This is a genomic window from Microbacterium sp. zg.Y909, from assembly GCF_024626565.1.
Window position 1 is genome coordinate 1 of sequence record NZ_JANJFJ010000530.1, and the last position, 2,374, is coordinate 2,374.

Below are 2,374 nucleotides of genomic sequence, written 5' to 3' on the forward strand. Positions count from 1 at the left end.
ACGATGCCGGTACCCAGGATCGCCGTCTGCGGAAGGAACACCACCGGGGTGTCGAACAGCGCGCCGCGCGATCCGGTGTTGGTCAGCGTGAACGTGCCGCCGGCCAGCTCGTCGGGCTTCAGCTTGTTGTTGCGGGTGCGAGACGCGAGGTCGGCGATCTCGTGGGCGATCTGGGCGATGGTCTTGTCACCGGCGTCACGGAGAACCGGGGTGAGGAGTCCTCGCTCAGTGTCCACAGCGATCGACAGGTTCTCGCTGGCGGGGTAGACGATCTTGTCGCCGTCCACCGTGGAGTTGATCACGGGGAACGCCTTGAGCGCCTCGGCCGCGGCCAGTGCGAAGAACGGCAGGAACGACAGCTTGTCGCCGGTCTTCTCCTGGAACGTGCCCTTCATCTTGTCGCGGTAGTTCGCCAGCTTGGTGACGTCGACCTCGACGACCGTCGTCAGCTGCGCCGTCTGCTGCATCGACGCGACGGCACGCTCGGCGAGCACCTTGCGCAGGCGCGACATCGGCTGGGTCGTACCACGCAGCGGCGACACTTCCAGCGCCGGAGCCGCAGGAGCGGCGGGCGCCGCCTCTGCAGCGGGAGCGGACTCGGCCGGCTTGGCTGCAGCCTCGGCGGCGGCGAGCACGTCTTCCTTGCGGATGCGGCCACCCACGCCGGTGCCCTTGACCGTGGACAGATCCACGCCCTGCTGCTGCGCCAGGCGACGCACGAGCGGGGTCACGTACGTGAGCGAGTCGTCGTCGGCCGCGACCGAGAGCGAAGGCGAGGTCGCCTGAGCCGGCTGCTGAGCCGGGGCAGCCTCGGCGGGAGCTGCCTGCGGAGCAGGAGCCTGCTGGGCGGGAGCCTCGGCGGCAGGAGCCTGCTGGGCGGGAGCCTCGGGAGCCTCGGAAGCCTCGGGCGCCTGGGCCGGAGCCTCCTGCGCAGCCTCTGCGGCGGGCGCCGAGTCCTGCTGCGCCGGCGCCGCGGCGGGCGCACCGGAGCCGATGCGGGCCAGGGCGGAACCGACCTCGACGGTCTCATCCTCCTGAACCAGGATCTCGAGGAGGGTGCCGGCGTACGGCGACGGGATCTCGGTGTCGACCTTGTCGGTCGAGATCTCCATCAGCGGCTCGTCGACGGCGATTTCGTCGCCGACCTGCTTCAGCCAGCGGGTGACGGTGCCCTCGGTGACGCTCTCGCCGAGTTCGGGAAGAAGCACGTCCTTCGCGTCGGAGGTGTCGGTGTCTGCCGCGGGGGCGGGCTGCTCAGCCGGGGCGGGCTGCTCGGCGGGCGCCGGCTGCTCGGCCGCGGGGGCCGCGGCGGGCGCGGTGGCCTCGGCGGCGGGGGTCTCTGCGGCGGGCGCCTCGGCGGCGGGTGCCGAAGCACCGGAACCGTCACCGATCTTCGCCAGCACCGCGCCGACCTCGACGGTGTCGTCCTCCTGCACGAGGATCTCTTCGATGACGCCGCTGACCGGCGAGGGGATTTCGGTGTCGACCTTGTCGGTGGAGATTTCCAGCAGACCCTCGTCCGCCTCTACCGTGTCCCCGACTTGCTTGAGCCAGCGGGTGACCGTTCCCTCGGTGACGCTCTCGCCGAGCGCGGGGAGGACCACGGAAGTGCTCATGAGCTTTGTCTCCTTCTGATGGCGAATTCTCGACCAGCTTAGTTGCCTGGGCGCTTTGGCGCGTCAGCGTGCGTGCAGCGGCTTGCCCGCGAGGGCCAGGAAGGCCTCGCCGAGCGCCTCGCTCTGAGTGGGATGCGCGTGAATGAACGGCGCGATGTCCTCGGGGTGGGCTTCCCATCCCACCGCGAGCTGTCCTTCGGTGATGAGTTCCCCGACGCGGTCGCCGACCAGGTGCACGCCGATCACCGGTCCGTCAGCCAGGCGCACGACCTTCACGATGCCGGCCGTCCCGAGGATCTCGCTGCGGGCGTTGCCGGCGAGGTTGTACTCGTAGGTCACCACCGCGTCGCCGTGCGCCTCGCGCGCGGCGGCTTCGCTGAGACCGACGGATGCCACCTCGGGGCTGCTGTAACTGACCCGAGGAACCTGGGAGTCGGGGACGATCACGGGGCTGAGTCCGGCGATGCGCTCGGCGACCGCGATGCCCTGTTGGAAGCTGCGGTGCGCCAGCTGCAGGCCCGCGACGATGTCGCCGACAGCCCAGATTCCGGGAACACCCGTGCGCAGCTGCTCGTCGACCACAACGAACCCGCGGTCAAGCGCGACGCCGGCATCCTCGAGCCCCAGTCCGTCCGTGACCGGGCCGCGGCCCACGGCCACCAGCAGGTAGTCCGCCTCGAGCTCGCTGCCGTCCTCGAGCCGAACCGTCACGCCATCGGGAGTCTGCGCCACGCCGGCGAAACGCACGCCCAGGCGTG

2 protein-coding genes are annotated in these 2,374 nt (G+C 70.6%); both read right to left on the reverse strand.

Annotation, left to right across the window (positions count from 1 at the left end):
- Positions 1-1,616 (reverse strand): 2-oxoglutarate dehydrogenase, E2 component, dihydrolipoamide succinyltransferase (sucB, locus tag NQ160_RS22400; RefSeq protein WP_257517241.1); only part of this gene is annotated, 1,616 nt, incomplete at its 3' end.
- 63 nt (positions 1,617-1,679) lie between these two features.
- On the reverse strand, positions 1,680-2,374 hold a 695-nt coding region (locus tag NQ160_RS22405; protein ID WP_257517242.1), incomplete at its 5' end, for an FAD-dependent oxidoreductase.